The 25,746-nt window shown below is 70.9% G+C and carries 25 protein-coding genes; 11 read left to right on the forward strand and 14 right to left on the reverse strand.

Going from position 1 to position 25,746, the window contains the following annotated elements; translation table 11 throughout:
* Nucleotides 1-431 precede the first annotated feature (431 nt).
* Together ccrA and ACX9MN_RS00325 are read left to right on the forward strand one after the other, a co-directional pair.
* The gene (ccrA, locus tag ACX9MN_RS00320) at nucleotides 432-1,718 is read left to right on the forward strand and encodes a crotonyl-CoA carboxylase/reductase (protein WP_042672037.1); all 1,287 of its coding nucleotides are present in this window, start codon (nucleotides 432-434) and stop codon (nucleotides 1,716-1,718) included.
* Between the two features lie 166 nt (nucleotides 1,719-1,884).
* Nucleotides 1,885-2,184: an alkylphosphonate utilization protein gene (locus ACX9MN_RS00325; protein ID WP_020092438.1), complete on the forward strand. Its 300-nt coding sequence runs from the start codon at nucleotides 1,885-1,887 to the stop codon at nucleotides 2,182-2,184.
* A 33-nt stretch (nucleotides 2,185-2,217) separates the two neighbouring features.
* Here ACX9MN_RS00325 and ACX9MN_RS00330 read toward each other — a convergent pair whose 3' ends face one another.
* The gene (locus tag ACX9MN_RS00330; RefSeq protein WP_012318104.1) at nucleotides 2,218-2,394 is read right to left on the reverse strand and encodes a hypothetical protein; all 177 of its coding nucleotides are present in this window, start codon (nucleotides 2,392-2,394) and stop codon (nucleotides 2,218-2,220) included.
* A 224-nt stretch (nucleotides 2,395-2,618) separates the two neighbouring features.
* Between ACX9MN_RS00330 and ACX9MN_RS00335 the strand changes: the two genes are divergently transcribed.
* Nucleotides 2,619-4,088: a S1 family serine peptidase gene (locus tag ACX9MN_RS00335; RefSeq protein ID WP_132368670.1), complete on the forward strand. Its 1,470-nt coding sequence runs from the start codon at nucleotides 2,619-2,621 to the stop codon at nucleotides 4,086-4,088.
* Between the two features lie 100 nt (nucleotides 4,089-4,188).
* On the opposite strand, the gene ACX9MN_RS00340 is transcribed toward ACX9MN_RS00335, so the two are convergent.
* The 7 genes from ACX9MN_RS00340 to ACX9MN_RS00370 all read right to left on the reverse strand — a co-directional run bounded on the left by ACX9MN_RS00340 (nucleotide 4,189) and on the right by ACX9MN_RS00370 (nucleotide 9,945).
* A complete protein-coding gene (locus ACX9MN_RS00340) occupies nucleotides 4,189-4,344 on the reverse strand; it encodes a hypothetical protein (protein ID WP_007563230.1) in 156 nt (51 codons plus the stop codon).
* Nucleotides 4,345-4,465: 121 nt separating this feature from the next.
* The gene (locus tag ACX9MN_RS00345; RefSeq protein WP_091979824.1) at nucleotides 4,466-5,515 is read right to left on the reverse strand and encodes a cysteine synthase A; all 1,050 of its coding nucleotides are present in this window, start codon (nucleotides 5,513-5,515) and stop codon (nucleotides 4,466-4,468) included.
* Between the two features lie 39 nt (nucleotides 5,516-5,554).
* The gene (locus tag ACX9MN_RS00350) at nucleotides 5,555-6,625 is read right to left on the reverse strand and encodes a sulfate/molybdate ABC transporter ATP-binding protein (protein WP_234080988.1); all 1,071 of its coding nucleotides are present in this window, start codon (nucleotides 6,623-6,625) and stop codon (nucleotides 5,555-5,557) included.
* Nucleotides 6,597-7,478, reverse strand: coding sequence for a sulfate ABC transporter permease subunit CysW (gene cysW / locus ACX9MN_RS00355; protein WP_091682273.1), 882 nt, complete (start codon nucleotides 7,476-7,478; stop codon nucleotides 6,597-6,599). Before cysW ends, ACX9MN_RS00350 begins: the two co-directional genes overlap by 29 nt.
* Nucleotides 7,471-8,325 carry a sulfate ABC transporter permease subunit CysT gene (cysT, locus tag ACX9MN_RS00360; protein WP_012318099.1) on the reverse strand — a complete coding sequence of 285 codons (855 nt, stop codon included), beginning with the start codon at nucleotides 8,323-8,325 and terminating at the stop codon, nucleotides 7,471-7,473. Before cysT ends, cysW begins: the two co-directional genes overlap by 8 nt.
* Before the next feature lie 11 nt (nucleotides 8,326-8,336).
* The gene (locus ACX9MN_RS00365) at nucleotides 8,337-9,347 is read right to left on the reverse strand and encodes a sulfate ABC transporter substrate-binding protein (RefSeq protein WP_132368683.1); all 1,011 of its coding nucleotides are present in this window, start codon (nucleotides 9,345-9,347) and stop codon (nucleotides 8,337-8,339) included.
* Between the two features lie 412 nt (nucleotides 9,348-9,759).
* Nucleotides 9,760-9,945 (reverse strand): hypothetical protein, encoded by a 186-nt coding sequence (locus tag ACX9MN_RS00370; protein ID WP_042672044.1) that lies wholly within the window; start codon nucleotides 9,943-9,945, stop codon nucleotides 9,760-9,762.
* A 223-nt stretch (nucleotides 9,946-10,168) separates the two neighbouring features.
* Here ACX9MN_RS00370 and ACX9MN_RS00375 point away from each other — a divergent pair, with 223 nt between their 5' ends.
* The 5 genes from ACX9MN_RS00375 (at nucleotide 10,169) to fdhE (ending at nucleotide 16,564) form a co-directional block, all read left to right on the forward strand.
* On the forward strand, nucleotides 10,169-10,510 hold the full coding sequence (locus tag ACX9MN_RS00375) for a hypothetical protein (RefSeq protein ID WP_091682271.1): 342 nt from the start codon (nucleotides 10,169-10,171) through the stop codon (nucleotides 10,508-10,510).
* A gap of 153 nt (nucleotides 10,511-10,663) precedes the next feature.
* Nucleotides 10,664-13,744, forward strand: a complete 3,081-nt coding sequence (fdnG, locus tag ACX9MN_RS00380) for a formate dehydrogenase-N subunit alpha (RefSeq protein WP_091682269.1) — start codon at nucleotides 10,664-10,666, stop codon at nucleotides 13,742-13,744.
* Nucleotides 13,745-13,759: 15 nt separating this feature from the next.
* Entirely contained in the window at nucleotides 13,760-14,692 is a 933-nt protein-coding gene (gene fdxH / locus ACX9MN_RS00385; protein WP_020092426.1) for a formate dehydrogenase subunit beta, read from the forward strand.
* Between the two features lie 149 nt (nucleotides 14,693-14,841).
* Nucleotides 14,842-15,564, forward strand: a complete 723-nt coding sequence (locus tag ACX9MN_RS00390; RefSeq protein WP_020092425.1) for a formate dehydrogenase subunit gamma — start codon at nucleotides 14,842-14,844, stop codon at nucleotides 15,562-15,564.
* 4 nt (nucleotides 15,565-15,568) lie between these two features.
* The gene (fdhE, locus tag ACX9MN_RS00395; RefSeq protein WP_091927261.1) at nucleotides 15,569-16,564 is read left to right on the forward strand and encodes a formate dehydrogenase accessory protein FdhE; all 996 of its coding nucleotides are present in this window, start codon (nucleotides 15,569-15,571) and stop codon (nucleotides 16,562-16,564) included.
* A 211-nt stretch (nucleotides 16,565-16,775) separates the two neighbouring features.
* Here fdhE and ACX9MN_RS00400 read toward each other — a convergent pair whose 3' ends face one another.
* From ACX9MN_RS00400 to ACX9MN_RS00415, 4 genes are all read right to left on the reverse strand, one after another.
* Complete coding sequence (locus ACX9MN_RS00400; RefSeq protein ID WP_020092423.1) at nucleotides 16,776-17,120, reverse strand: hypothetical protein; 345 nt, start codon at nucleotides 17,118-17,120, stop codon at nucleotides 16,776-16,778.
* 199 nt (nucleotides 17,121-17,319) lie between these two features.
* Nucleotides 17,320-17,805, reverse strand: coding sequence for an SRPBCC family protein (locus ACX9MN_RS00405; protein ID WP_012318087.1), 486 nt, complete (start codon nucleotides 17,803-17,805; stop codon nucleotides 17,320-17,322).
* A gap of 212 nt (nucleotides 17,806-18,017) precedes the next feature.
* A complete protein-coding gene (locus ACX9MN_RS00410) occupies nucleotides 18,018-18,656 on the reverse strand; it encodes a L,D-transpeptidase (RefSeq protein ID WP_091927260.1) in 639 nt (212 codons plus the stop codon).
* A 167-nt stretch (nucleotides 18,657-18,823) separates the two neighbouring features.
* A complete protein-coding gene (locus ACX9MN_RS00415; protein WP_091979832.1) occupies nucleotides 18,824-19,810 on the reverse strand; it encodes an NAD(P)H-dependent flavin oxidoreductase in 987 nt (328 codons plus the stop codon).
* A 116-nt stretch (nucleotides 19,811-19,926) separates the two neighbouring features.
* On the opposite strand from ACX9MN_RS00415, the gene ACX9MN_RS00420 reads away from it, so the two are divergent.
* Both ACX9MN_RS00420 and ACX9MN_RS00425 read left to right on the forward strand, forming a co-directional pair.
* A complete protein-coding gene (locus ACX9MN_RS00420; protein WP_091979834.1) occupies nucleotides 19,927-20,817 on the forward strand; it encodes a LysR family transcriptional regulator in 891 nt (296 codons plus the stop codon).
* Nucleotides 20,818-20,916: 99 nt separating this feature from the next.
* Complete coding sequence (locus ACX9MN_RS00425; protein WP_091927257.1) at nucleotides 20,917-22,209, forward strand: ArgE/DapE family deacylase; 1,293 nt, start codon at nucleotides 20,917-20,919, stop codon at nucleotides 22,207-22,209.
* Nucleotides 22,210-22,322: 113 nt separating this feature from the next.
* Here the strand turns inward: ACX9MN_RS00425 and ACX9MN_RS00430 are convergent, their stop codons facing one another.
* Entirely contained in the window at nucleotides 22,323-23,384 is a 1,062-nt protein-coding gene (locus tag ACX9MN_RS00430; RefSeq protein WP_091979836.1) for an SDR family oxidoreductase, read from the reverse strand.
* A gap of 238 nt (nucleotides 23,385-23,622) precedes the next feature.
* A complete protein-coding gene (gene aptA / locus ACX9MN_RS00435; RefSeq protein ID WP_091979838.1) occupies nucleotides 23,623-24,957 on the reverse strand; it encodes an omega-aminotransferase AptA in 1,335 nt (444 codons plus the stop codon).
* Between the two features lie 165 nt (nucleotides 24,958-25,122).
* On the opposite strand from aptA, the gene ACX9MN_RS00440 reads away from it, so the two are divergent.
* Entirely contained in the window at nucleotides 25,123-25,683 is a 561-nt protein-coding gene (locus ACX9MN_RS00440) for a cupin domain-containing protein (RefSeq protein ID WP_020092415.1), read from the forward strand.
* Nucleotides 25,684-25,746 lie beyond the last annotated feature (63 nt).

Genomic DNA, 25,746 nt, shown 5'->3' on the forward strand with positions numbered 1-25,746 from the left:
TCGCGCGCCGCCCGCACCCGCGGTCCGGACGGCGCCGCGCGACGGTCCCGATCCGCTTTATCAGTGCTGGTATAATGTCCACCTGAACTGTTCTTCGCGGGACTTGCCGCTGTTCAGGCGCGAGAGGGCAAGTCGAACCAATGACTTAGAGGTGCATGTGCTCGCCGGACGGCCCGGAGCAGCTCGGGCGCGCGGCGGTGGAGTCGGGCAAGGTCTCGGGGTCGGGGCGACCGAGGCCGGCGCCGAATAATACTTGGTCTGCCGGAAAGCCGATTTTGAATACGTGGTCGCGCGCCCTGTGCTCGCGCTTTTTTCATGTCGGAAACCGTCGGCTTTCGACTTTCGGCCCACTTGGACGCCTCCGGCATCGCCGGTATAGCGCGATGGAGAACCGCGGCCGTGAGAAACACGCGGGACGAGAGGAGAGCGAGATGGCGGCGAGCGCTGCGATCAGTCCGACGGGCGGGGAGGTCAAGGACCTCTACGAGATGGGTGAGATCCCGCCGCTGGGTCATGTGCCGGCCAAGATGTATGCCTGGGCGATCCGGCGCGAGCGGCACGGTCCCCCGGAACAGTCCCACCAGCTCGAGGTGCTGCCGGTCTGGGAGATCGGCGACGACGAGGTGCTGGTCTACGTCATGGCGGCGGGCGTCAACTACAACGGCGTCTGGGCCGGCCTCGGCGAGCCGATCTCGCCCTTCGACGTCCACAAGGGCGAGTACCACATCGCGGGCTCCGACGCCTCCGGCATCGTCTGGAAGGTCGGCTCCAAGGTGAAGCGCTGGAAGGTCGGCGACGAGGTCATCGTCCACTGCAACCGCGACGACGGCGACGACGAGGAGTGCAACGGCGGCGACCCGATGTTCTCGCCCTCGCAGCGGATCTGGGGCTACGAGACCGGCGACGGCTCGTTCGCGCAGTTCTGCCGGGTGCAGTCCCGCCAGCTCATGGTCCGGCCGAAGCACCTCACCTGGGAGGAGGCCGCCTGCTACACGCTGACGCTCGCCACCGCCTACCGCATGCTGTTCGGCCACGCCCCGCACACGGTGAAGCCGGGCCAGAACGTGCTGATCTGGGGTGCCTCCGGCGGCCTCGGCGTGTTCGGCGTGCAGCTCTGCGCGGCCTCGGGCGCCAACGCCATCGCGGTGATCTCGGACGAGTCGAAGCGCGACTACGTGATGAGCCTCGGCGCCAAGGGCGTCATCAACCGCAAGGACTTCGACTGCTGGGGCCAGCTGCCCAAGGTCAACAGCCCCGAGTTCCACGCCTGGACCAAGGAGGCGCGGAAGTTCGGCAAGGCGATCTGGGACATCACCGGCAAGCAGGACGTCGACATCGTGTTCGAGCATCCGGGCGAGGCGACCTTCCCGGTCTCGGCGCTGGTGGTGAAGCGCGGCGGCATGGTGGTGTTCTGCGCCGGCACGACCGGCTTCAACATCACCTTCGACGCCCGCTACGTCTGGATGCGGCAGAAGCGCATCCAGGGCTCGCACTTCGCCCACCTCAAGCAGGCCTCGTCGGCGAACCAGTTCGTGCTCGACCGGCGGATCGACCCGTGCATGAGCGAGGTCTTCCCCTGGGACAAGATCCCCCAGGCCCACACCAAGATGTGGAAGAACCAGCACCCGCCGGGCAACATGGCCTGCCTCGTCAACTCCCCGCGCGCCGGCCTGCGCACGGTCGAGGACGTGATCGAGGCCGGTCCGCTGAAGCGGTAAGGCGCTCCGTCGGGCCGGTTCCCGCTCTCGCGCGGGGCCGGCCCGATCGGCTAGGCTCGCGGCGTCCCGCGCCGACTCGGCGACCGATTCGGTGTGCCGGGGCGCTGATGACGGGCCCACGCGATCCTCACAGGACCCGGCCCCGATCCGGACAGGGGGCACGGTTTTGAGCGGCGACGACGAGGCTTACGTCTACGACGAGGCGACGGGCGAGTGGCTCCCGCCCGGGTCCGCGGCCGCGCCCGCCGAGGCGAGAGCCGTCCGCGACGCGGCCGGCAACGTCCTGGCCGACGGCGATTCGGTCACGCTGATCAAGGACCTCAAGGTCAAGGGCGCGAACCAGACCCTGAAGCAGGGTACGGTCATCCGGTCGATCCGGCTCACGGACGATCCGGAGGAGATCGACTGCCGCCACGACACCATCAAGGGCCTCGTGCTGCGCACCGAGTTCGTGCGCAAGCGCTGAGGCCGATGCGGGGCGGCGCTTCTCCCGGCCGCGCTACCGCCGCCGCGTCTCGTCCTGCGGCAGGTGGCGGCCGTAGGCCTCCTGCTTCTCGGCGCGCTCCTGGATCAGGTCGGCGTAGGCCTGCCGCATCTCCGGCGAGACGCTGATGCTCTTGCCCTTGGCGGCCTTGCGCTTGGGCGCCTTCTTGAAGGTGTTGTTCGTGTCGCTCATGCCGGGCTCCGCGTCGAACCGTGGCGGCATCGCGTGGCCGGACGACCGACCCGGGATCCGGCCGCCGCCCAGGGCCGGACATCCGCCCTGTAGCGCATCGCGGCGCCGGACGCACGGCTGCCGGGACCGGGCCGACACCGGCCCGGCACCGGATTGATCTGGCCTGTCGCGGCGGCCTCTGCCAGGATCGGGACGACGCGGTGCAAAGCGGGTCGGGGGCGGGCATGGATTCGGGTGACGCGTCGCGGTGTCGGAACCCGGATACCCTGCGCGGCCGCGCCCGGCGCGCGACGGCCCTCGCGATCCTGATCGTTCTCGGCACCGGGCCTGTCGGGGCCCAGGACCGGCCGGCGCCCGCCCGGGCCGCCCCCAGACCCGCGCCGGCGGCCGGCGCGCCGGCCGACCCCGTCTTCGAGGCGATGCGGGCGGGCTTCGAGGCCCTGCCGGAGGCCGACCGCAAGGCCGTCCAGGACGCCCTGGTCTGGACCGGCGATTTCAACGCCGTCGTGTCGGGGGCCTTCGGGCGCCGGACCTTCGAGGCGCTCACCGCCTACGGCGCCCGGACCGGCGGGGCCGACCCCCTCGATCCGCGCGGCCGGGCGGCGCTCCTGGCCGCCGGCGCGGCGGCGCGGAACGCGGCGCGCTTCCGCGTCGCGGTCGATCCCGGGACCGGCGCCGTGATGGGCGTGCCCGAGAGGCTCCTGGCGAGACGGACCGCCCTGCCCTCCGGAACCCGCTGGCAGAGCCAGGACGGCCGCGTCACCCTGGAATCCCGCGCCTTCCCGCCGGGGGCCGAGAGCCTCGACGCGCTGTTCGAGAAGGCGACCGCGCCGCTCCCCGGCCGCAAGGTGACCTACAAGCTGCGGCGGCCGGACACCGTGGTGGTCACCGCCGAGACCGGGCCGGGACTGTCCTACATCCGCTACGCGTCCGGACCGGAGGGCGTGCGTGGGTTCCTGCTCGGCTACGATCGCGCCCTGGCGCCGGAGGTCGACCGGCTCGTGATCGCCGTGGCGAACGCCTTCGTGCCGTTTCCCGATCCTGCCGCGGCGCCGGCCGCGCAGCTACCCCCGGGTCTGGCGCCGGCGGCCCGCGCCGCCGCCCACCCGGCGCCCCAGCCGCAGGCCGCGCCGCTGAGGCCGGCGAGCCTCTCCCCCGCGCCGGCCTCGGGCGCGGGTCTCGCGGTGGCGCCAGGACGCGTGCTGACCGCCGCCGCCGTGCTGGAGGGCTGCGCCCAGCCCAGGATCGGCGCGGCATCGGCGCGGGTGCTCGCCACCGATCCCGCCGGCCTCGCCCTCCTCGATGTGCCCGGCGCCCCCGCCCCGCTCCGGCCCGCGCTCCGGACCGAGCCCGTCGGTGCCGAGGAGAGCGTGATCGCCCTGGCGCCGGGTGCGGACGGGGTCCAGGCCGCTCCCGGTGAGGCGCGGGGCGGCGACGTGATCGCGGCGCTCCAGCCGGGTTCCGGCGGCGCGCCGGTGCTGGACCGGTCGGGGGCCCTCGTCGGTCTCGTCGCCCGCTATCCCGCGGCGCCGCGCCGGGTCGCCGGGGTGGTGCCGCCGGCACGCCTGCCGGTCGTTTCGGCGCGGGCGATCTCCGCCTTCCTCGCCGCCCAGGGCATCGCCGCGGCGGCGCCGCATTCGGGTGGCGGGCCCAGCGCGGTCGCGCCTGCCGTGGTGGGGATCACCTGTCGCTGAGATGCGGATCGCGCGGCGGATCCCCTGTCGCTCGCGCGGGATCCGCCAGCGTTCACGAGCCTGGGCGGACGAGCCGTCCGCCCAGGCGACGGGCCGCCGCTCAGAGCCGCCCGGTGACCAGGAGCACGATCAGCACGATGAGCAGGATGCCGCCCAGGCCGAAGCCGGGGCCGCGATACGCGCCGCCGCCGAGGAAGCCGCCGCCGCCGAAGGCCAGAATGATCAGGATGATGAGCAGGATGGTGACGAGGGACATCGGTCGCGTTCTCCGGACGGTCGCGCTGGTGCGAGCGTGACCGTTCAAACGCTGCGACATTCCGTTCCGTTCAACGCCAAGCCACGCTTTTGTGAGGAAAATTCCGGATGAGACCCCGGCCTCAGGCGTGCCAGTCCGGCAGAGCGTCCGCGGGCGCGTCGAGCCAGCCGGGAACCGGCAGGTCGCGCTCGGTGAGGAAGGCCGGGTTGAACAGCTTCGAGGCGTAGCGGGCCGCCCCGTCGCAGAGGATCGTCACGATCGTGTGACCGGGCCCGAGGTCCCGGGCCAGCCGGATCGCCCCGGCGACGTTGATGCCCGACGAGCCGCCCAGCGACAGCCCCTCCTCCTGCATCAGCCCGAAGACGATGTCGAGAGCCTCGCGGTCCGGGATCCGGAAGGCGCGGTCGGGGGTGAAGCCCTCGAGGTTCCGGGTGATCCGCCCCTGGCCGATCCCCTCGGTGATCGAGGAGCCCTCGGCCTTCAGGGTGCCGGTCGTGTAGTGGGCGTAGAGGGCCGAGCCCTCCGGATCCGACAGCGCGATCCGCACCTGCGGGTTGCGGGCGCGCAGGGCCTCGGCGGTGCCGGCCAGCGTGCCGCCGGTGCCGGCCGCGCAGACGAAGCCGTCGACCCGGCCACCGGTCTGCGCCCAGATCTCCGGGCCGGTGCCGTCGACATGTGCCTGCCGATTGGCGACGTTGTCGAACTGGTCGGCGAAGAAGGCGCCCGCCGGCTCGGTGGCGGCGAGCTTCTCCGCGAGCCGCCGGGCCACGTGGACGTAGTTGTTCGGGTTGGCGAAGGGCACCGCCGGCACTTCCACCAGCCGGGCGCCCGCGAGCCGCAGGGTCTGCTTCTTCTCCTCGGACTGGGTGACCGGGATGACGATCAGCGTCCGGTAGCCGCGCACCGAGGCCACCAGGGCGAGACCGATGCCGGTGTTGCCGGCGGTGCCCTCGACGATCGTGCCGCCCGGGCGGATCAGGCCCCGCGCCTCCGCGTCCCGCACGATCGAGAGCGCCGCCCGGTCCTTCACCGACAGGCCGGGATTTAGGAACTCCGCCTTGCCGTAGATGGTGCAGCCGGTCTCCTCGGAGGCGCGGCGCAGGCGGATCAGCGGCGTCTGGCCGATGGCGGCCAGGACGTCGGAGGCGGGTTCGCGACTCGGTACGGTCATGGTCGGGAGCCTAGGGTGCCGCGCGGCCGCTGGCGAGCCTCACCCGAACACGTGCCCGCCGTTGATCCGCAGGCCGACCGGGTGGCCGGCCGGGTAGCGCACGCCGTCGAAATCCTCCACGGCGAGGACGCGCCCCTCAGCGTCGGCCACCTCGATCCGCTGGCGCCCCTGCGTCCGGTACGAGCTGCGCACGGTGCCCGACAGGTGCGCGGCCTCGGGCTCGGCGAGCTGCAGCTGCCAGGGCCGGACGTAGAGCTTGACCGGGCCGAACAGGCTGGCGGGCGCGGCGACCGGCGTCTCCCGGCCCCGGACCAGCACCCGGCCGCCCTCGGCGATCGCCTCCACCTCGACGGAATCGCCCAGGAACTTCATCACGGTGGCGGAGGCCGGGTTCTCCTGCACCTCGTCCGGGGTGCCGACCTGCTCCAGGCGGCCGCGATCGAGCACGGCCACGCGGTCGGACAGCTCCAGCGCCTCGTCCTGGTCGTGGGTGACGAAGATCGTGGTCTGGCCGGTGCGGTCGTGGATCTCGCGCAGCCAGCGGCGCAGGTCCTTGCGGACCTGGGCGTCGAGCGCGCCGAAGGGCTCGTCCAGCAGGAGAACCCGCGGCTCGACCGCGAGGGCCCGGGCGAGCGCCACCCGCTGCCGCTGGCCGCCGGAGAGCTGCGACGGGTAGCGGTCGCCGAAGCCGGAGAGGCGGATCAGGTCGAGCAGGTCGCCGACCCGGCGCTTGATCTCGGCCTTGGCCGGCCGGTCGGCGCGGCGCCGCGCGTTCAGCCCGTAGGCGATGTTGTCGGCCACGCTCATGTGCTTGAACAGGGCGTAGTGCTGGAACACGAAGCCCACGGCCCGCTCCTGCACCGGCAGGCCGGTGGCGTCGTCGCCGCCGAACAGGATCCGGCCCCGGTCCGGCGCGTCGAGCCCGGCGATGATCCGCAGCAGCGTCGTCTTGCCCGAGCCCGACGGGCCGAGGAGCCCGATCAGCTCGCCCGCCCGCACGTCCAGCGACAGGTCGTGCAGCACCGCCGCCGTGTCGAACGTCTTCGAGACGTTCTCGACCCGGATCGCCGTGGAGGGGCGATCAGTGTGCCCGGCCGTGCGCGAGCTCACCCGCGAAGCGCCATTCGAGGACGGATTTGAGGACGAGGGTGATGAGGGCAAGGACGGCGAGGAGCGAAGCGACGGCGAATGCGGCGACGAAGTTGTACTCATTGTAGAGGATCTCCACGTGGAGTGGGATGGTGTTGGTCAGGCCGCGGATGTGGCCCGACACCACCGACACCGCTCCGAATTCGCCCATCGCCCGGGCATTGCAGAGGAGCACGCTGTAGAGCAGGCCCCAGCGGATATTGGGCAGCGTCACCGTCCGGAACGCGTGCAGGCCCGAGGCGCCGAGCGTCAGCGCCGCCTCCTCCTCGGCGGTGCCCTGCTCCTGCATCAGCGGGATCAGCTCGCGGGCGACGAACGGGAAGGTCACGAACACCGTCGCCAGGACGATCCCCGGCAGGGCGAACAGGATCTGGACGCCGTGGTTGAGGAGCCAGGAGCCGAACAGGCCCTGGGACCCGAACAGCAGCACGTAGATCAGGCCGGAGACCACCGGAGAGACCGAGAACGGCAGGTCGATCAGGGTGATCAGCAGCGCCTTGCCGGGAAACTCGAACTTGGCGATCGCCCAGGAGGCGGCCAGCCCGAACACGACGTTGAACGGCACCGCGATCGCCGCCACGGTCAGCGTCAGGCGGATCGCGCTCCAGGCGTCGGGCTCCCGGAACGCGTCCAGGAAGGCCCCGAGCCCCTTGGAGAAGGCCTGGAGGAAGACCGCGAACAGCGGCAGCACCAGGAACAGCGCCAGGAACGCCACGGCGATCCCGATCAGGACTGCGCGGACGCCGACCCCTTCCGAGGCGACCGGGGCCGGCTTGGCGGCCGGCACGAAGGCGGGGGAGAAGATCTCAGACATAGCCGAACCGCCGCCGTGACCAGGCCTGGATGAGGTTGATGGCGAGCAGCGTCAGGAACGAGATCCCGAGCATGATCGTCGCGATGGCCGCCGCGCCGCCGTAGTCGAACTCGGAGAGCTTGATGACGATGAGCAGCGGCGCGATCTCCGACACGTAGGGCAGGTTGCCGGCGATGAAGATGATCGAGCCGTACTCGCCGACACCCCGGGCGAAGGCGAGCGCGAAGCCGGTGAGCACCGCCGGGATCAGGGGCGGCAGCACCACCCGGGTGAGGGTGACGAGGCGCGTCGCCCCGAGGGTGGCCGAGGCCTCCTCGATCTCCTTGTCGATCTCGGCGATCAGCGGCTGCACGGTCCGCACCGCGAAGGGCAGGCCGATGAACACCATGGCGATGAAGATGCCGACCGGCGTGTAGGCCGCCTGGATGCCGAGGCGCGCGAGCGGCGCGCCGAGCAGACCGTCCGGCGCGTAGAGCGAGGCGAGCGCGATGCCGGCGACCGCGGTGGGCAAGGCGAAGGGCAGGTCGACGGCGGCGTCGACCAGCTTGCGGCCCGGGAAGCGGTAGCGGGTCAGCACCCAGGCCACCAGGAAGCCGAAGGCCGATGCGACGAGCGCCGCGATGGCCGAGACGCCGAAGCTGATCCGCAGGGCGCTGGCGACCCGCGGATCGGTGGCGACCTCCCAGATGCCCGACAGGCCGAGCCCCGAGGCCTTCACCACCAGTCCGGCCAGCGGCAGCAGGACGATCAGGCCGAGGCAGGTCAGCGTGTAGCCGAAGCTGATCCCGAAGCCCGGGATCACGCTCGGCCGTCGGAATGTCCGACGGGGACGGGGCGTCTGGACCATGATCTGATGCCTCAGCGGCCGGCCCGGCTCAGACGGTCGAACAGGCCGCCGGCGTCGAAGTTCCGCTTCTGGATCTCGTCCCAGGATCCCTGGAGGTCCTCGATCTTGAACAGCTTGATCTCGGGCAGCTGGGCGAGGTCCGCCGGGGCGGCCGCCTCCCGGCGGATCGGCCGGTAATGGTGCTTGGCGAAGATCGCCTGGGCGCGGTCGCTGTAGAGGAAGTCGAGATAGGCCTGGGCCGCCTTCGTGGTGCCCTTCCGCTCGGCATTGACCGCCACCAGGGCCACAGGCGGCTCGGCGTAGATCGAGGTCGGCGGCGAGACGATGTCGAACTTGTCGGCGCCGAACTCCTGGAGCACGAGGTAGGCCTCGTTCTCCCAGGTCGGCAGGACGTCGCCGAGGCCGCGCTGCGCAAAGGTCACGGTCGAGCCCCGGGCGCCGGTGTCGAGCACCGGCACGTTCTTGTAGACCTGCCCGACGAAGGCGTCGGCCTTCGCGGCGTCCTTGTCCTTCCCGTAGGCGTAGCCCCAGGCGGCGAGGAAGTTCCAGCGCCCGCCGGCCGAGGTCTTCGGATTCGGGGTGATCACCTTCACGTCGGGCTTGACCAGGTCGTCCCAGTCCTTGACGCCCTTCGGGTTGCCCTTCCGGACCAGGAACACCACCGTCGAGGTGTAGGGCGTCCCCTGGTTCGGCAGCTTGCTGCGCCAATCCTCGGGGATCTTGTGGGTGAGCTTGGCGATCGCGTCGATGTCGGACGGGATGCCGAGGGTGACCACGTCGGCGTCCACCCCGTCGATCACCGTGCGCGCCTGCGCGCCCGAGCCGCCGTGCGAGGCCCGCACCGTGATGGCCTCGCCGGTCTTCGCCTTCCACTCCTCCGCGAAGGCGGCGTTGATCTCGCGGTAGAGCTCGCGGGTCGGGTCGTACGAGACGTTGAGGAGCGCGGTCTCGGCCGCGGCCGGCAGCGCGCAGGTCAGCAGGCCGGCTCCGGCCAGAAGGGTCAGCCCGATCGCCCGAGCCATCCGGCCCAGACCTGAAGCGTTCGTCATCACGTCCGATCCCCCAGCCATCCGCGGTTGCGACGCAGGGGACAGGCGTCCCCGGGAGGCGCGAAATCGTTCTTTTTACCGAACGAAGTCAAGCCTCGGGTGTGGACCCGCGTGATGCCGTAACGTGATCAGGATCGACGATCGTGCCGGAAATGCAAGATAACTCAGGGTGGTAGACGATCAGAACGCATGGATCTTCTCTGCGACGCCGCCGATGGAGAAGATTTCGTGCGCGGAATCGGGTTTCTCAGAACGAACGATCTTAAGTGCTCTAGCGCACATCGGGCGGCATTCTGCGGGCCGGCGATAGCCGTCGGCGGTTCGCGCCGCACGCGGTTGCCCGCAAGACGGCGATCCTCCGCTCCCCTGTCGGCGGCGGTCCGGGTCAGCGCTTCGGCTTGTCGAGCCGGGCGATCAGGGCCTCCAGCCGCTTGTCGACCGGGGCCGCCAGCGTGTCGGTGAAGAGCGCGCGCAGGTTCTGGCCGAGATGGCGCCGGATGTCGGAGCTCAGCGGCGGCGCGTCGACCGACCGCTCGGTCTCGCAGGGGCGTTCGGGATGCGGCTTCGACATGACCGGGAAATCCTCGCACCTGTGGACACGTACGGTTGCAAGGTTTGGTTAAGGAGCCGTCACCGCCGCGGCCGCGCTTCCGCCACGCGACCCCGGTGCCCCGTGCCGGGTCGGTGTCGCAGGCCGGAACTGCCGCCGCGAAGGCTACGTTGCCCGGGCATTCCCCGCTGTTCATCCCCTGCTGCCATTCTCCCGCATTCCCCCTGCTGCCAGGAGGCGCCCCGTGTCCCGCTCGATTCCCCTGATGATGTCGCTGCTCCTCGGTCTCGCGACGGTGGCGTCGCCCTGTCTCGCGCAGACGAAACCGGGCGAGATCAAGGGCGTCGACGCGATGGGCGACAAGTCCCGCAGCGCGCAGGACGGCTGGAGCCAGGCCCCGGTGCCGCGGGAGCAGTCGGCCGCCAAGGACGCGCCGGACCCGGGCGGCAACTCGATCAAGGAGAATGCCGACCGTCCCGTGCCGCCGGCCCAGCCCGGCGGCACCTCCGCCACCGAGCCGCAGGCGCCCCTGGAGCACCGCACGGCCGGCCCGTCAGGCGCCAATCCGGCCAATCCCAGCAAGTAAAAAAACCGTTCTCATGCAGGATGATGCCGGTGCGACAAACGTGTTGCTTCGGCTGAGACACGGCAACTTGCTGTGTCACGCAACCGCACTTGCCTCGCGCACGCTTTTTTGGGACAGCTTGGAATTATACCAGATCGCTTTTACGGAGCGGAGATGACGGTCCAGGTCTCAAGGCGTGGCCTGCTCAAGGGGGCCGGCGCCGGCCTCGCTGGCGGCTCGCTGGGCGCGCTCGGATTCGGCGGACTCGAGCCCGCCATGGCCGCCGCGGTGCGGCCGTTCAAGCTCGCGCAGATGCGCGAGACCCGCAACACCTGTCCGTACTGCTCGGTCGCGTGCGGCGTGATCCTCTACAGCCTGGGGGACCGTTCGAAGAACGCGCGCTCCTCGGTCATGCACATCGAGGGCGACCCGGATCATCCGGTCAACCGCGGCACGCTCTGCCCGAAGGGCTCGGCGCTGCTCGACTTCGTGCACGCCGAGACCCGCACCAAGTACCCGCTCCACCGCGCCCCGGGTTCCTCCGAGTTCAAGCGCGTGTCCTGGGATTTCGCCCTCGACCGCATCGCGCAGCTCATGAAGGAGGACCGGGACAAGAACTTCGTGGCCAAGAACGGCGACCTCACGGTCAACCGGTGGACCACGATGGGCTTCCTCGGGGCCTCGGCCACCACCAACGAGACGGCCTGGCTGACCTACAAGACAGTCCGAAGCATGGGGGCCCTGGTCTTCGATAATCAGGCCAGAGTTTGACACGGTCCGTCGGTCGCCAGTTTGGCGCCCTCCTTCGGACGCGGTGCGATGACCAACCTCTGGATGGACATCAAGCACGCGGACGTGATCACCGTGATGGGCGGCAATGCCGCCGAGGCTCACCCCTGTGGCTTCAAGTGGGTCGTGGAGGCGAAAGCCCATAACAATGCCAAGCTGATCGTCGTCGATCCGCGCTTCACCCGTACGGCGTCGGTGGCCGATCTCTACTGCCCGATCCGGCAGGGGACCGACATCGCGTTCCTGTCGGGGGTGGCCAAGTACCTGCTCGACAACGACAAGCTGCAGCACCGCTACGTCTCCGCCTACACCAACGCCGGGTACGTGGTCCGCGAGGGCTACGACTTCAGCGAGGGGCTGTTCACGGGCTACGACGCCGACAAGCGCGACTACGACAAGACCACCTGGGACTACGAGATCGGCCCCGACGGCTACGCCGTGGTCGACGAGACGATGCAGCATCCGCGCTGCGTGATGCAGCTCCTGAAGAAGCATCTCGCGATCTACACGCCCGAGATGGTCGAGAAGATCTGCGGCTCGCCCAGGGAGACCTTCCTGAAGGTCTGCGAGCTGATGGCGACGACGGCTTCCCCCGAGAAGTCGATGGCCTCGCTCTACGCGCTCGGCTGGACCCATCACTCCAAGGGCTCGCAGAACATCCGCTCGATGTGCATCGTGCAGACGCTGCTCGGGAACATCGGCGTGCTCGGCGGCGGCATGCAGGCCCTGCGCGGTCACTCCAACATCCAGGGGCTGACCGATATCGGGCTGATGTCGAACCTCATCCCCGGATACCTGAACATCCCGGTGGAGAAGGAGCCCGACTACGCGAGCTACATCGCCAAGCGGCAGTTCAAGCCGCTGCGTCCCGGGCAGACGAGCTACTGGCAGAACTACAACAAGTTCTTCGTCTCGTTCCAGAAGGCGATGTGGGGCGACAAGGCCACCAAGGAGAACGACTGGGCGTACGACTACCTGCCCAAGCTCGACGTGCCGACCTACGACGTGCTGCGCGGGTTCGAGCTCGCCAAGCAGGGCAAGATGACCGGCTACGTCATCCAGGGCTTCAACCCCCTGCTGTCGTTCCCCAATCGCGCCAAGATGACGGAAGCCTTCTCCAAGATGAAGTTCATCGTGGTGATGGATCCGCTCAAGACCGAGACGGCCCGGTTCTGGGAGAATCACGGCGAGTACAACGACGTCGATCCGACCAAGATCCAGACTGAGGTGTTCGAGCTTCCGACCACCCTGTTCGTGGAGGAGGAAGGCTCGCTGTCGAACTCCAGCCGGTGGCTGCAGTGGCACTGGCAGGCGCAGGAGGCGCCGGGCGAGTGCCGCTCCGACATCGAGATCATGTCGGAGATCTTCCTCCGCATGAAGGCGGCCTACAAGAAGGATGGCGGGGCCTTCCCGGACCCGATCGTCAATCTGAAGTGGGATTACGCGATCGCCGAGGCGCCGACGCCGACCGAGCTCGCCCGCGAGCTGAACGGCTACACGCTGGCGCCGACGCCGGACCTCAACGGGACGATCATCCCGGCGGGCAAGCAGGTCGACGGCTTCGCCCAGCTCAAGGACGACGGGACGACCGCCTGCGGCTGCTGGATCTACTCGGGCTGCTACACCGAGAAGGGCAACATGATGGCCCGCCGGGACAACACCGACCCCGGCGACCGCGGCATCGCGCCGAACTGGGCCTTCGCGTGGCCGGCCAACCGGCGCGTGCTCTACAACCGCGCCTCATGCGACCCCGAGGGTCGCCCGTGGTCGGAGAAGAAGAAGCTCATCGAGTGGAACGGCAAGCAGTGGATCGGCTTCGACGTGCCGGATTACGGCGTCACCGTCGCCCCCGATAAGGGCGTCGGCCCGTTCATCCTGAACCAGGAGGGCGTCGCCCGCCTGTGGACCCGCGGCCTCATGCGCGACGGGCCGTTCCCGACGCACTACGAGCCCTTCGAGTCCCCGGTGGCCAACCTCGCCTTCCCGAAGATCAAGGGCGCGCCCGCGTCCCGCATCTTCAAGGACGACCTCGCCGACCTCGGCGACGCGAAGGAGTTCCCCTACGCGGCGACGAGCTACCGCCTGACCGAGCACTTCCACGGCTGGACCAAGCACGCCCGGATCAACGCGATCCTCCAGCCGGAGGCCTTCGTGGAGATCTCGGAGGAGCTCGCCAAGGAGAAGGGCATCGCCAAGGGCGGCTGGGTCCGCGTCTGGTCGAAGCGCGGCTCCCTGAAGGCCAAGGCGGTGGTGACCAAGCGGATCAAGCCGCTGATCTGCGACGGCAAGCCCGTCCACGTCGTCGGCATCCCGCAGCACTGGGGCTTCATGGGCCACACCAAGAAAGGATGGCACCCGAACTCGCTGACGCCCGTCGTCGGCGACGCGAACACCGAGACGCCGGAGTTCAAGGCTTGGCTCGTGAACATCGAGCCGACCACGCCTCCGTCGGACGCGGTCGCGTAAGGGGGAGCGGCAGACATGGCTGACTACAGCTCCCTCGACATCCGCCAGCGCTCCGCCTCCACGGAGACGCCGCCGGAGATCCGCCGTCAGGTGGAGGTCGCCAAACTCATCGACGTGTCGAAGTGCATCGGCTGCAAGGCCTGCCAGTCGGCGTGCGAGGAGTGGAACGACCTGCGCGACGACATCGGTGTCAACACGGGCACCTACCAGAACCCCCACGACCTCACGCCGAAGTCGTGGACCCTGATGCGGTTCACCGAGTACGAGAACCCGGAGACCAACAACCTCGAATGGCTGATCCGCAAGGACGGCTGCATGCACTGCACCGAGCCGGGCTGCCTGAAGGCCTGCCCGTCTCCCGGCGCGATCGTGCAGTACTCCAACGGCATCGTCGACTTCATCGAGGAGAACTGCATCGGCTGCGGCTACTGCGTGAAGGGCTGCCCCTTCAACATCCCGCGCATCAGCCAGACCGACCACAAGGCGTACAAGTGCACCCTGTGCTCGGACCGGGTGGCGGTGGGTCAGGCCCCGGCCTGCGCCAAGGCCTGCCCGACCGGCTCGATCATGTTCGGCACCAAGCAAGCCATGATCGATCAGGCCCACGACCGCGTCGAGGACCTGAAGTCGCGCGGCTTCGCCCATGCCGGCCTCTACGACCCGGCCGGGGTCGGCGGCACGCACGTCATGTACGTGCTGCACCACGCCGACCAGCCGAACCTCTACGCGGGCCTGCCGAACGACCCGAAGATCTCGCCGCTGGTCGCCTTCTGGAAGGGCGGTGCCAAGGTGTTCGGTCTCGCCGCGATGGGCTTCGCGGCGGTGGCGGGCTTCTTCCACTACGTCACGGCCGGCCCGAACGAGGTCGTGCCCGAGGAGGAGGAAGAGGCGGTCGAGTACGACGAGGCCAAGCGCCGGGAGAATGGCGGCGAGGCCCGGCCGCACTGAGACGCGACGGTCTCCCTCCCCCGCGGGGGGGAGGGAGCGCCGCGCCGAACGGTTTCGGCAGGGCGGAGACGGCTCGGGCGCCCGACCCGATTTCGAGTTTCACGGCCCGCCCGCCGCGACGGGCGGCCCCGTCAGGCGAGTGAAGGCCGATGACGATCCAGAACGATGTCCGGGACGGCGATTCCCGCCCCCTCCACCACGCCAAGTCCGAGGCGCCGGAGGTGATGTACGTCCCGCGCTACACCGGCGTGCAGCGCGTGAACCACTGGATCACCGCGATCCTGTTCACGCTGCTGACCCTCTCGGGGCTGGCGATGTTCACGCCCTACCTGTTCTCGCTGACCGGCCTGTTCGGCGGCGGACAGGCGACCCGGGCGGTCCACCCGTGGTTCGGCGTGGCGCTGGCGATCAGCTTCCTCTTCCTGTTCGTGCGCTTCTGGCGGCTCAACATCCCCAACAAGGACGATGTCGAGTGGTCGAAGAAGATCGGCGACGTGGTCACCAACCGCGAGGACCGGCTGCCGGAGCTCGGCAAGTACAATGCCGGCCAGAAGGGCGTGTTCTGGGGCCAGACCGCGCTGATCGGCGTGATGTTCGTGACCGGCCTCGTGATCTGGAACACCTATTTCGGCGGCCTCACCTCGATCGAGACCCAGCGCTGGGCGCTGCTCGCGCACTCGCTGGCCGCCGTCATCGCCATCGCGATCATCGTGGTGCACGTCTACGCCGGCATCTGGGTGCGCGGCACCGGCCGGGCGATGGTCCGCGGCACGGTCACGGGCGGCTGGGCCTACCGGCACCACCGCAAGTGGTTCCGTCAGATGGCCGGCGGCCCGGCGCGCCGCGGCTCGGTGGACAAGCGCGGATCCTGATCGCGTGGCCAACTTCTTCAGGCGGAAACCCGCGGCTCCGGCCGCGGACAACACCCCGAAACCCGCCGAGGCCCCGAAGCCCCGCCGCCGGGATTTCAGCGAGCTCAAGCCCGATCCCGACAAGATCGGGATCTCGGGCTCGGTCCCGCTCGTGCGCCTGCCCGATCCCGCGACTCTGTTCGCCGACCGGGCCGCGCGCCTGGCGGAGGCCGCGCCCGGGCACCCGCTGGAGGCCTATCTCCGGTTCGTCGGTGAGGTCGCCCGCGCCCAGGCGGCGATCCAGGCACGGTTTCCGGCCCCGCCGGCGCCGGATCCCGCCGATCAGGCGCTGCGGAGCGAGCACGGCATGCCGCCGCTGTCGCGGCACAGCCTCGAGGCCGACCAGGATTTCGACGCGTGCCTCCTGGCGCTGCTCGACGCGCTGGATCTCGCGACCGCGCCCGAGGCCTCGGCCGCGGCGCGGGATGCCCTGCGGGCCGCCGCGCCGGAGGAGCGCCGCGATCTCGCCGTGCAGGTTTTCGAGGGCGCGCTGCCGGTCGACCGGATCGCCGAATGCCTGTTCGTCTCAGCCGCATTGCAGGTGCGCTTCGCCGAGCGGGCCGCGCGCCTCGACACGCGGACGCTGAAGCCCGTCGCGGACGGCGTCTGCCCGTGCTGCGGCGGCGCGCCGGTGGCGAGCGTCATCGTCTCCTGGACCCCGGCCGACAAGGCCCGATATCTCAGCTGCTCGCTCTGCGGCACGTACTGGAACCACGTCCGGATCCGCTGCACCGCCTGCGGTGACGGCGAGAACGTGAGCTATTACGGGCTCGATGAGGTCTCGAAGGACGTTCAGGTCGAGACCTGCACGACCTGCCACAGCTACATCAAGCACCTCCACCAGCACCGGGCGCCGGCCCTCGACCCGGTGGCGGACGACATCGCGTCCTACGGGCTCGATCTGAAGATCGCCGAGGACGGGTTCCGGCGCGCCGGATTGAACCTGCTGTTCGTGATCTAGCGCGGGATGCGCCTGTCCGAACCGACGGCCTCGTCCCGAGGTGGCCGTGTCGGCGGGCCTCGAGGGCGAGTTCCAGGGAGCGCGCGGCGCCTGGAGGCCGCCTTCGAGACCTCCGCCGCGCTCCGCACCGCGGGATGAGGGGCCGGGTCGGACGCGCCTGCAGGATCGACGGCGCGATCCTGCAACGCGGCGGGAAAGGAAAGCCCCGCGCTCAGCGGTAGCCGTAGCGGCTCTTGGCGGCGGCGAGCAGGTGCAGGGCTTCGCCCGACTTGCCGGCCGAGCACTCCGCGGCGGCGTGGGCGAGGTCGGCGCTGAAGCGGTCGCCCACCGGCTTGTTGAGGTTGCCGGTGGCCACGTCGCTGTCGACGATCGCCTTCGTGCGGGCGATCTCCGGGCCGCAGCCGCTGCCCGTGGGCAGGGCCAGGGGCGCCGGCACGATCGGCGAGGGCTCGGTGACCGCGGGCGTGGCGCGCTGCTGGCAGGCGCCCAGCGCCGCGACGGCGAGGGCGACGAGGCTGAGGCGCATCGGGAGGCGGGACGCGGGCACGGCGATCATCCTGTTGGGGCGCGAGGGGCCGCGCCGCCGAGGTTCTGAGCCGAGCTTGGCAAGGGGTCAATCGCCCCGGCGACATGCCGAAGGGGCGCGAAGCGCGGGACGCGGTTCGCCGCGAACGCGCGATTCCGCTGTTGCCGGAGGGACTTGGTGCGCGCCGCCGGCATCCGGCGTCGGCGGCGCGCTCCGAATCGTGACGGGCTTACTTCGCCTTGTCGGCGAGCGCCTTCAGGCCGGAATCGTAGATGCCCTGGATCGCGTCGGTGGCGACCGTGTCCGGCGCGCCCTTGGCGTTGAAGGTCCCGGTCCAGGTCACCTTCGAGCCGGAGCCGGCGGGGGCGACCGAGAGGGTCGACTTGTAGTCCGAGACCGGCAGCGGGCTCTCCAGGATCGTGTAGGTGTAGCTCATCACCTTGTCGTCGCGGGAGACCTGCTCCTCCTTGATGGTGCCGCCACCCTTGAGGCTGAGGGTGCGGACCTTCATGCCGTCCTTGTCCGACAGGACGCACTTCTCGATGGCGGGGTGCCAGTCGCCGATGCCGCAGAACTCGCCGATGGTCTGCCAGACCTTGGCCGGCGGCGCGGCGATGTCGGCCGAGCGCGTCACCTCGAGGGCGTAGCCCGGCACGGTGGCCGCGGCGAGCGCCAGGGCGGCGAGGGGAAGGGACCGGCAGAAAGCGAAGGGCATCTCGGGGTGTCTCCGTCCGTCTCAGGTCGCGGCAGGGGCCGCGCAGGCTCTGATGGCCGCGCAGGAGCTAGGCCGGGAGGGCGCGCTCGGCAATGGGCGGGAGCGGCGGCGCATGACTTTCGCGCTCAGACGACGCGGTCGGTGATCGTCTGCGCGCAGGGGCTGTCGTGCCGCCGATCGGCCGATACTCGGGGCCTGGGCCGCGATCCGGCCTACCAGCCGTCCGTCTCGTCGGCCTCGGCCGGGTAGCCGTAGACCGTCGCGGGCGCGTAGGCGGGCCGGGCCGCCGGGCGGTAATAGGCCGGCACCGACCGGCGCCCCATCTGATCGCTGTTCGCCAGCAGGTCGTCCGGCTCGTAGGGGCTGCGGTTCCGGGCGAGCCGGGTGCCGCGCCGCCCGCGGTCCGCCATCGGGACATCCGCCCCCTCGATCACCACCCGCGTCCGGCCCATGCCCTGGCTCTTCACGAGGTTGAACAGGGTCGCGGCGTTGCGCACCGACAGGCGCACGCAGCCGTGCGAGGCCGCGCGCCCGAGGCTCCGGACGTGGTTGGTGCCGTGGATGGCGTGGCCCTGGGTCGTGAAGAACATCGCGAACGGCATGGGCGCGTCGTCCCACTCCTTCGAGAAGTGCGTGCGCTCCATCCGGAACGGGCGGTAGGCGCCGGACGGGGTGTCGTAGCTCGCGACGCCGGTCGAGACCGGCCAGGAATAGCGCGGCTGGCCGTCGACGGAGACCTCCATGCGCTGGGTGGTCTTGTCGACGTTGACGAGCACGTCCGCGCTGGCCGTCGCGGGAATCCCCGCGCACAGGAGCAGCCCGGACAGGACGGAGATCAGACCGATACGCATGAGCGACTCCGACTCGAGACGCGCCTCGAGAAACCGCGACGGTTTGCCGTCACGCTAAACCGTCGGCAACACCGAGGTTCCGGTCCGCGGCAACCCTGCGTAGTCACGCTTTGCTGAGCACCCTCACAGCACCCTCACAGCACCCTCACAGCACCCTGGCGGCGCCCTCACGGCGCCGCGGCGGCCATGCCGGAGATCCGGCGGATCGCGGCCTCGGCCTCCTCGGCGATGCGTAGGACGAGGTCGCCGGCGCCCGGCAGGTCGGCGATGAGCCCGACGGCCTCGCCGACCGTGACGTTGGCGACGTCGTAGTCGCCCGCCGCGTCGGCATCCTCCACGTCCCGGCGCCGCTCGGCCGAGGCCGCGCGCAGCGCGTCCTCGCGGCCGTGCCACGTCTCGATGAAGGTGTTGCGCAGGAGTCGCCCGGTATAGGGCGCCGGCCAGGCCCGCTGGCGGACGATGTCGTAGACCTGCGTGCGGATCGTGTCGTCGCCGGTGGCGGCGAGAACCCGCTGCTTCGCGGCCGGGTGGATCAGCGCCTCCCGGCTGGCCCAGAACCGGGTCCCCATCAGGACACCGTCGGCCCCCAGCGCCAGGGCGGCGGCGAGGCCGCGCCCGTCCGCGATGCCGCCCGCCGCGAGGAGCAGCGTCTCGGGGCGCTCGCGGGCGATCAGGTCGGCGACCGCCGGCACGAACGCCGCGGTGCCGCGGGCGGTGAGGCCGTGGCCGCCGGCCTCCGTCCCCTGCGCCACCACCGCGGCCGCGCCGACCTCCAGGGCACGCCTCGCATGCGCCAGGGTGTGCACCTGGCAGATCAGCGGCACGCCGGCGGCGCGGATCCGGTCCGCGAAGGGCGCGGGATCCGCGAAGGAGAGCATCAGGGCCGCGGGCGACCGGGCGAGCGCCGCGTCGAGGAGCGATGGGTCCCGGGCCATCGACCACGTGATGAAGCCGCAGCCGACCCGCTGATTGCCCGCGCGGGCAAATTCCCGGTCGAGCGTCGCGTGGTCGCCGTAGCCGCCGCCGATCAGGCCGAGGCCGCCGGCGGCGCTCACCGCCGCCGCGAGGGCACCCCCCGAGGCCGGGTCCATGGGGGCCAGCACGATCGGGTGTCGCAGCCCGAAGGCGTCGGTGAGTCTGGTCCTCAAGGCCATGGATCCCCTCCCCGGGTAGCGTCTCGGTTGCGCGCGCCGCCCGCCAGGGATTAGCGCTCGCGCGATGGCGGAAAAAATGATTCCTTCTGAAGGAAGGCATCGGAAAAGCAGATGGCATGAACAGCACCGACCTGATGTTCTTCGCGGCGGTGGCCGAGACCGGCGGCATCGGGCGGGCGGCGGCGCGGCTCAACACCGTCCAGTCCAACGTCACAGGCCGGATCCGCGCCCTGGAGCAGGCCCTGCGCGTGCCGCTGTTCCACCGCGGCAGCCGCGGGGTGACGCTGACCCGGGCGGGGGAGCGGCTCCTGCCCTACGCGCTCCAGGTCGGGCAGCTGCTCGCGGAGGCGCGCCACGCCCTGCTGGCCGAGGGCGAGCCGCGCGGACCCCTGCGGATCGGCGCCATGGAGACGACCGCGGCCCTGCGCCTGCCCGGCCCGCTCGCGGATTTCGCCGCGCGCCACCCGGAGGTGGACATCGAGCTGGAGACCGGCCCGACCGAGCACCTGATCGCCCGGGTCCTCGACCGGAGCCTGGAGGGGGCCTTCGTGGCCGGCCCGGTCGCGCAGGCCGACCTCGTCGGGCTCCCGGTCTTCACGGAGGAGCTGGTGCTGGTGGCGCACCCGGCCGTCGGCGACCTCGCGGCGCTGCTCGACCGGCTGGCCCGGGCGCGCGACGCGAAGGTGCTCGTGTTCCGGGCCGGCTGCTCGTACCGGAGGCGCCTGGAGGCGTTCCTGGCCCGCCAGGGCCTCGTGCATGTGCGACGCATGGAATTTGGGACCCTCGACGGCATCCTCGGCTGCGTGGCGGCCGGCCTGGGCGTGACCCTGGTTCCGCGGGCCGTGGCAGAGCCGGCGCACCGCGCGGGCCGGGTCTCGGTTCACCCGGTGCCCGACGGGGACGGGCACGTCCCGACGCTGCTGGTCCACCGCGCCGACGACCGGCCGAGCGCGGCCTTCGCGCGGTTCGCCGAGCAGGTGCGGACGGCGCTCCCGGATGTGACCTAGGATCCCGGTTCCGGCACGCGCCATGCTCTCGGCAACCGCCGGTTGACAGCGGCCCGGGCCCGGGCGCTTCCTCCCGGCCGCAGACGGTTCGGAGTTTCCATGGCCCTCGACCCCACCCTCGCCGCCGAGATCGAAGCCTCCGTGGCGGAGGGCTTCGCCGATCAGGTCGCCCACACGCAGGCGCTCGTCCGGTTCGCGTCCCTGCGCGGGGAGGAGCATGCCTGCCAGGACTACGTCTTCGACCAGTTCCGTGCCCGCGGCTACGCCACCGAGCGCTTCGCCATGGACCGGGACGCCATCGCGGCCCATCCGGGCGGCTCGAAGATCGACGCCGCGCACCATTCTGACGCGCCGATCGTCGTCTGCCACCACAGGCCGGGCACCGAGACCGGGCGCTCGCTGATCCTGCAGGCCCATGTCGACGTCGTGCCGCCGGGGCCCCTCGACCTCTGGACCCACCGGCCCTTCGATCCGGTAATCCAGGGCGACTGGATGTACGGCCGCGGCGCCGGCGACATGAAGGCCGGGCACGCCGCCAACCTGTTCGCCCTCGACGCCCTGGCGCGCCTCGGCCTGCAGCCGGCGGCCTCCGTGACGGTGCAGTCGGTGGTCGAGGAGGAATCCACCGGCAACGGCGCCCTGATGACCCATCTGCGCGGCTACCGCGCCGACGCCGTGCTGATCCCCGAGCCGGAGGACGAGAAGCTCGTGCGCGCCAATACCGGCGTGCTCTGGTTCACCGTCGAGGTGCGGGGCGTCCCGGTCCATGTCCGCGAGATGGGCGCCGGCGCCAACGCCATCGACGCCACGTACCGGGTGATCGGCGCGCTGCGCGATGTCGAGGCCCGCTGGAACGCCGAGAAGGCCGCGCACCCGCATTTCGAGACCGAGGACCACCCGATCAACCTCAACATCGGCAAGATCGAGGGCGGCGACTGGGCCTCCTCGGTCCCGGCTTGGTGCCGGATCCACTGCCGGGTGGCGCTCTACCCCGGCGTGAGCGCCGCGCAGGCCGCCGCCGAGATCGAGGCCGCGGTGGCGTCCTTCTCCCGCACCGACCCGTTCCTGGCCAACAGCCCGCCGCGGGTGGTGTTCAACGGCTTCTTCGCTGAGGGTTACGTGCTGGAGGAAGGCTCGGAGGCCGAGGCGGTGCTCGGCCGCGCCCACGAGCGGGCGATCGGGTCGCCGCTCCAGAGCTTCATGACGGCGGGCTACCTCGATACCCGCGTCCACGCTCTCTACGACCGGGTGCCGGCCCTCTGCTACGGCCCGACCTCCCAGAACATCCACGGCTTCGACGAGCGCGTGAGCCTCGCCTCGGTGAAGCGGATCACGACCACCATGGCGCTGTTCGTGGCCGAGTGGTGCGGGACGGAGCGGAAGGTCTCCTGATCCGCCGCCGTCTTTGCGAGCGCAGCGAAGCCATCCAGGGCAGCGCTGCGCTCACGGGCGTCGTGCATCCCTGGGTCGCTTCGCTGCGCTCGCGATGACGGTGGTGTCCTCCGTCAGGGGATCAGCCGGTCCGCGCGGAGCTGGGCGAACAGGTCGTAGAACGCGTCGTCGGTCGGCTGGTAGGTCGTGAAGCCGAGGCGGCGGCTCTTGCTCATGTCGGTGACGACCTCGATCGGCCGGCCGAGATCGGCATCCGTGTGCCAGGGCGAGGCCAGCTTCTCGAGGTTCGGCTCGGCGAGGCCGTGGCGCGCCGCGATCTCGGCCCAGGCCGGGCCGTCCTGCGCCATCCGGGGCTCCAGCGGCCGGTGCGTGCCGTCGAACGGCACCGCCTCGATCCCGAACCACGCGGCGATCCGGCCCCACATCCAGCTCCAGCGGAAGACGTCGCCGTCGACGACGTTGAACGCCTCGTTGGCGGCCCTCGGCTCGGTCGAGGCCCAGAGAAGCTGGCGGGCGAGAAGCCGCGCGTCGGTCATGTCGGTGAGGCCGTTCCACTGCGCGGCGGAGCCCGGGAAGATGAACGGGCGTCCCAGCTCCCGGCACAGGGTGGCGTAGCAGGCGAGCGTCGTGCCCATGTTCATGGCGTTGCCCACCGCCTTGCCGATGATCGTGTGCGGGCGGTGCACGCTCCAGGTGAAGCCGTCGCGCGCGGCGGCCGCGAACACGGCGTCCTCCTGGGCGTAGTAGAAATTCTCGATGTCGAGGCGGCCCTGGTCCTCGCGGAACGGCGTCTGCGGCAGGGTGCCTTTGCCGTAGGCCTCGAACGGGCCGAGATAGTGCTTCAGCCCGGTCACCAGGGCGACGTGGCGGACGCTCTTCTTGGGGCGGAGCGCGTCGAGCAGGTTCTCCACCATCGCCCGGTTGACGCGGATCATCTCCGCCTCGGTCGGACGCCGCTGCCAGGTCGCCAGGAACACGTGGCTCGGGGCGAGGTCGGAGAGCGCCTCCTCCAGGGAGGCCGGATCCTGCAGGTCGCCCGCCACCGGCGCGACGCCGTCCTGCTGCACCGGGTGACGGGCGAGGCCCGCGACCATCCAGCCTTCCTGGGTCAGCAGCGCCGCGGTGGCGCTGCCGACGATCCCGCTGGCGCCGACGATCAGGGCGGTGTTCGACATGGAAACCCTCGTGCCCGGCTTAAATCCGGGTCCGGGGCAGATGGGCGCGGGTGGTGTCGCGACAACCCCGCCGCGCGGCGGGGACGCCTGTGCGGCGCGCAAGGGTTGTGTGATCGCAAGCCCCACGTCATCGCGAGCGTAGCGAAGCGACCCAGGGCAGCGCGCGGTTTCGAAGCATGGCGCTATCCTGGATTGCTTCGCTCCGCTCGCAAAGACGGTGGGGCAGCCGAGAAAGCTCTCAGGCGACCCGGTCGATCGCGGCGCCGAGGATGTCGACGATCTCGCCGATCTGGCCGCGCTCGATGATCAGCGGCGGCGACAGGGCGATGATGTCGCCGGTCACCCGGGTGAGCAGGCCGCGCTCGAAGCAGTCCACGAACACGTCGTAGGCGCGCTTGCCCGGCGCGTCCGGGCGCGGCGCCAGCTCGACGCCGGCGACGAGCCCGATGGTCCGGATGTCGATGACGCCCTTGCGCCCGCGCAGATCGTGGATCGCCGCCGCCCAGTCGTCGGCGATGTCGGCGACGCGGGTGAGCAGACCCTCCTCCCGGTAGATGTCGAGCGTCGCGATGCCGGCCGCGCAGGCGATCGGGTGCCCGGAATAGGTGTAGCCGTGGAACAGCTCGATCCCATCCGGACCCTGCATCAGCGCGTCGTGGACCGCGCGGCTCGCGAAGACCGCGCCCATCGGCACCGTGCCGTTGGTCAGGCCCTTGGCGCTGGTCACGAGGTCGGGGACGACGCCGAAGAAGTCGGTCGCGAAGGGCGCACCCAGGCGGCCGAAGCCGGAGATGACCTCGTCGAAGATCAGCAGGATGCCGTGCTTGGTGCAGATCTCGCGCAGGCGCTCGAGGTAGCCCTTCGGCGGGATCAGCACGCCCGTGGAGCCCGCTACCGGCTCGACGATGCAGGCCGCGATGGTCTCGGCGCCGTGCAGCGCCACCAGCCGCTCCAGATCCTCGGCGAGCTCCGCCCCGTGCTCGGGCTGGCCCTTCACGAAGGCGTTGCGGGCCGGGTCGTGGGTGTGGCGCAGGTGGTCGGTGCCGTTGAGCTGCGGGAAGACCCGCCGGTTCGACACGATGCCGCCGACCGACAGGCCGCCGAAGCCGACGCCGTGATAGCCGCGCTCGCGGCCGACGAGCCGGGTCCGCGTTCCCTGCCCGATCGCCCGCTGGTAGGCGAGCGCGATCTTGAGGGCGGTGTCGACCGATTCCGAGCCGGAATTGGTGAAGAACACCCGGTCGAGGCGCTTGTCCGGACCGCCCGGGGCGATCTCGGCGAGGCGCTCGGCGAACTCGAAGGCGACGGGGTGGCCCATCTGGAAGGTCGGGGCGAAGTCGAGGGTCGCGAGCTGGCGCTCCACGGCCGCCGCGATGCCCCGCCGCCCGTGGCCGGCGTTGACGCACCAGAGGCCCGCGGAGCCGTCGAGGACCTTGCGGCCGTCGTCGGCGGTGTAGTGCATGCCCTCGGCCGAGACGAGCAGGCGCGGCGCCGCCTTGAACTGGCGGTTGGCCGTGAACGGCATCCAGAAGGCGTCCATCGCGGGCGTGTTGCGGAGCGGATGGTCGGTCATGGGCGGTTCTCCGGGACGGGCGACGCGGATCGGCGGCGGGACCAGGGGACACCTTCGCCGATCGGGCAACAAGTCCTTTTCTGGTCGCCGCCAACCCCTTGCAGGATCGGGGCCGCGGGTGGCACCGTTGCGGGATCCGCAACACCTGAAACGGGCCCTGGCCGGATGAGCATCGATGTCGGCGCGCGCCTGCGCTTCGTTCGGGCCCGCCACGGCCTGTCGCAGCGGACCCTCGCCAAGCGCGCCGGCGTGACCAACTCCGCGATCTCGCTGATCGAGGCCAACCGGGTGAACCCGTCGGTGGGCGCCCTGAAGCGGATCCTCGACGGGGTGCCGATCGGCATGGCCGAGTTCTTCGCCCTGGAGCCGGAGCCGGAGCGCAAGGCGTTCTTCGCCGCCGAGGACCTCACCGAGATCGGCCGCCGGGCCGCCAAGGGGGCGATTTCGTACCGTCAGGTCGGCGACAGCCTGTTCGGGCGCAAGCTCCAGATCCTCAAGGAGCGCTACGAGCCGGGCGCCGATACTGGCCGGGTGCCGCTCTCCCACGAGGGCGAGGAGGGTGGCATCGTGCTCTCCGGGCGCCTGGAGGTGACGGTCGATGCCGAGCGCCGGATCCTCGGCCCCGGCGACGCCTACAGCTTCGACAGCCGCCGCCCGCACCGATTCCGCTGTGTCGGGCCCAACCCCTGCGAGGTGGTGAGCGCCTGCACGCCGCCGAGTTTCTGAGACGGAGCCCGGCTGCGGCGGATGAAACGCCCGCCCTGTCGCGTGCAGGCGTTGCGGTCGGCC

The organism is Methylobacterium sp. 1A (assembly GCF_058072805.1).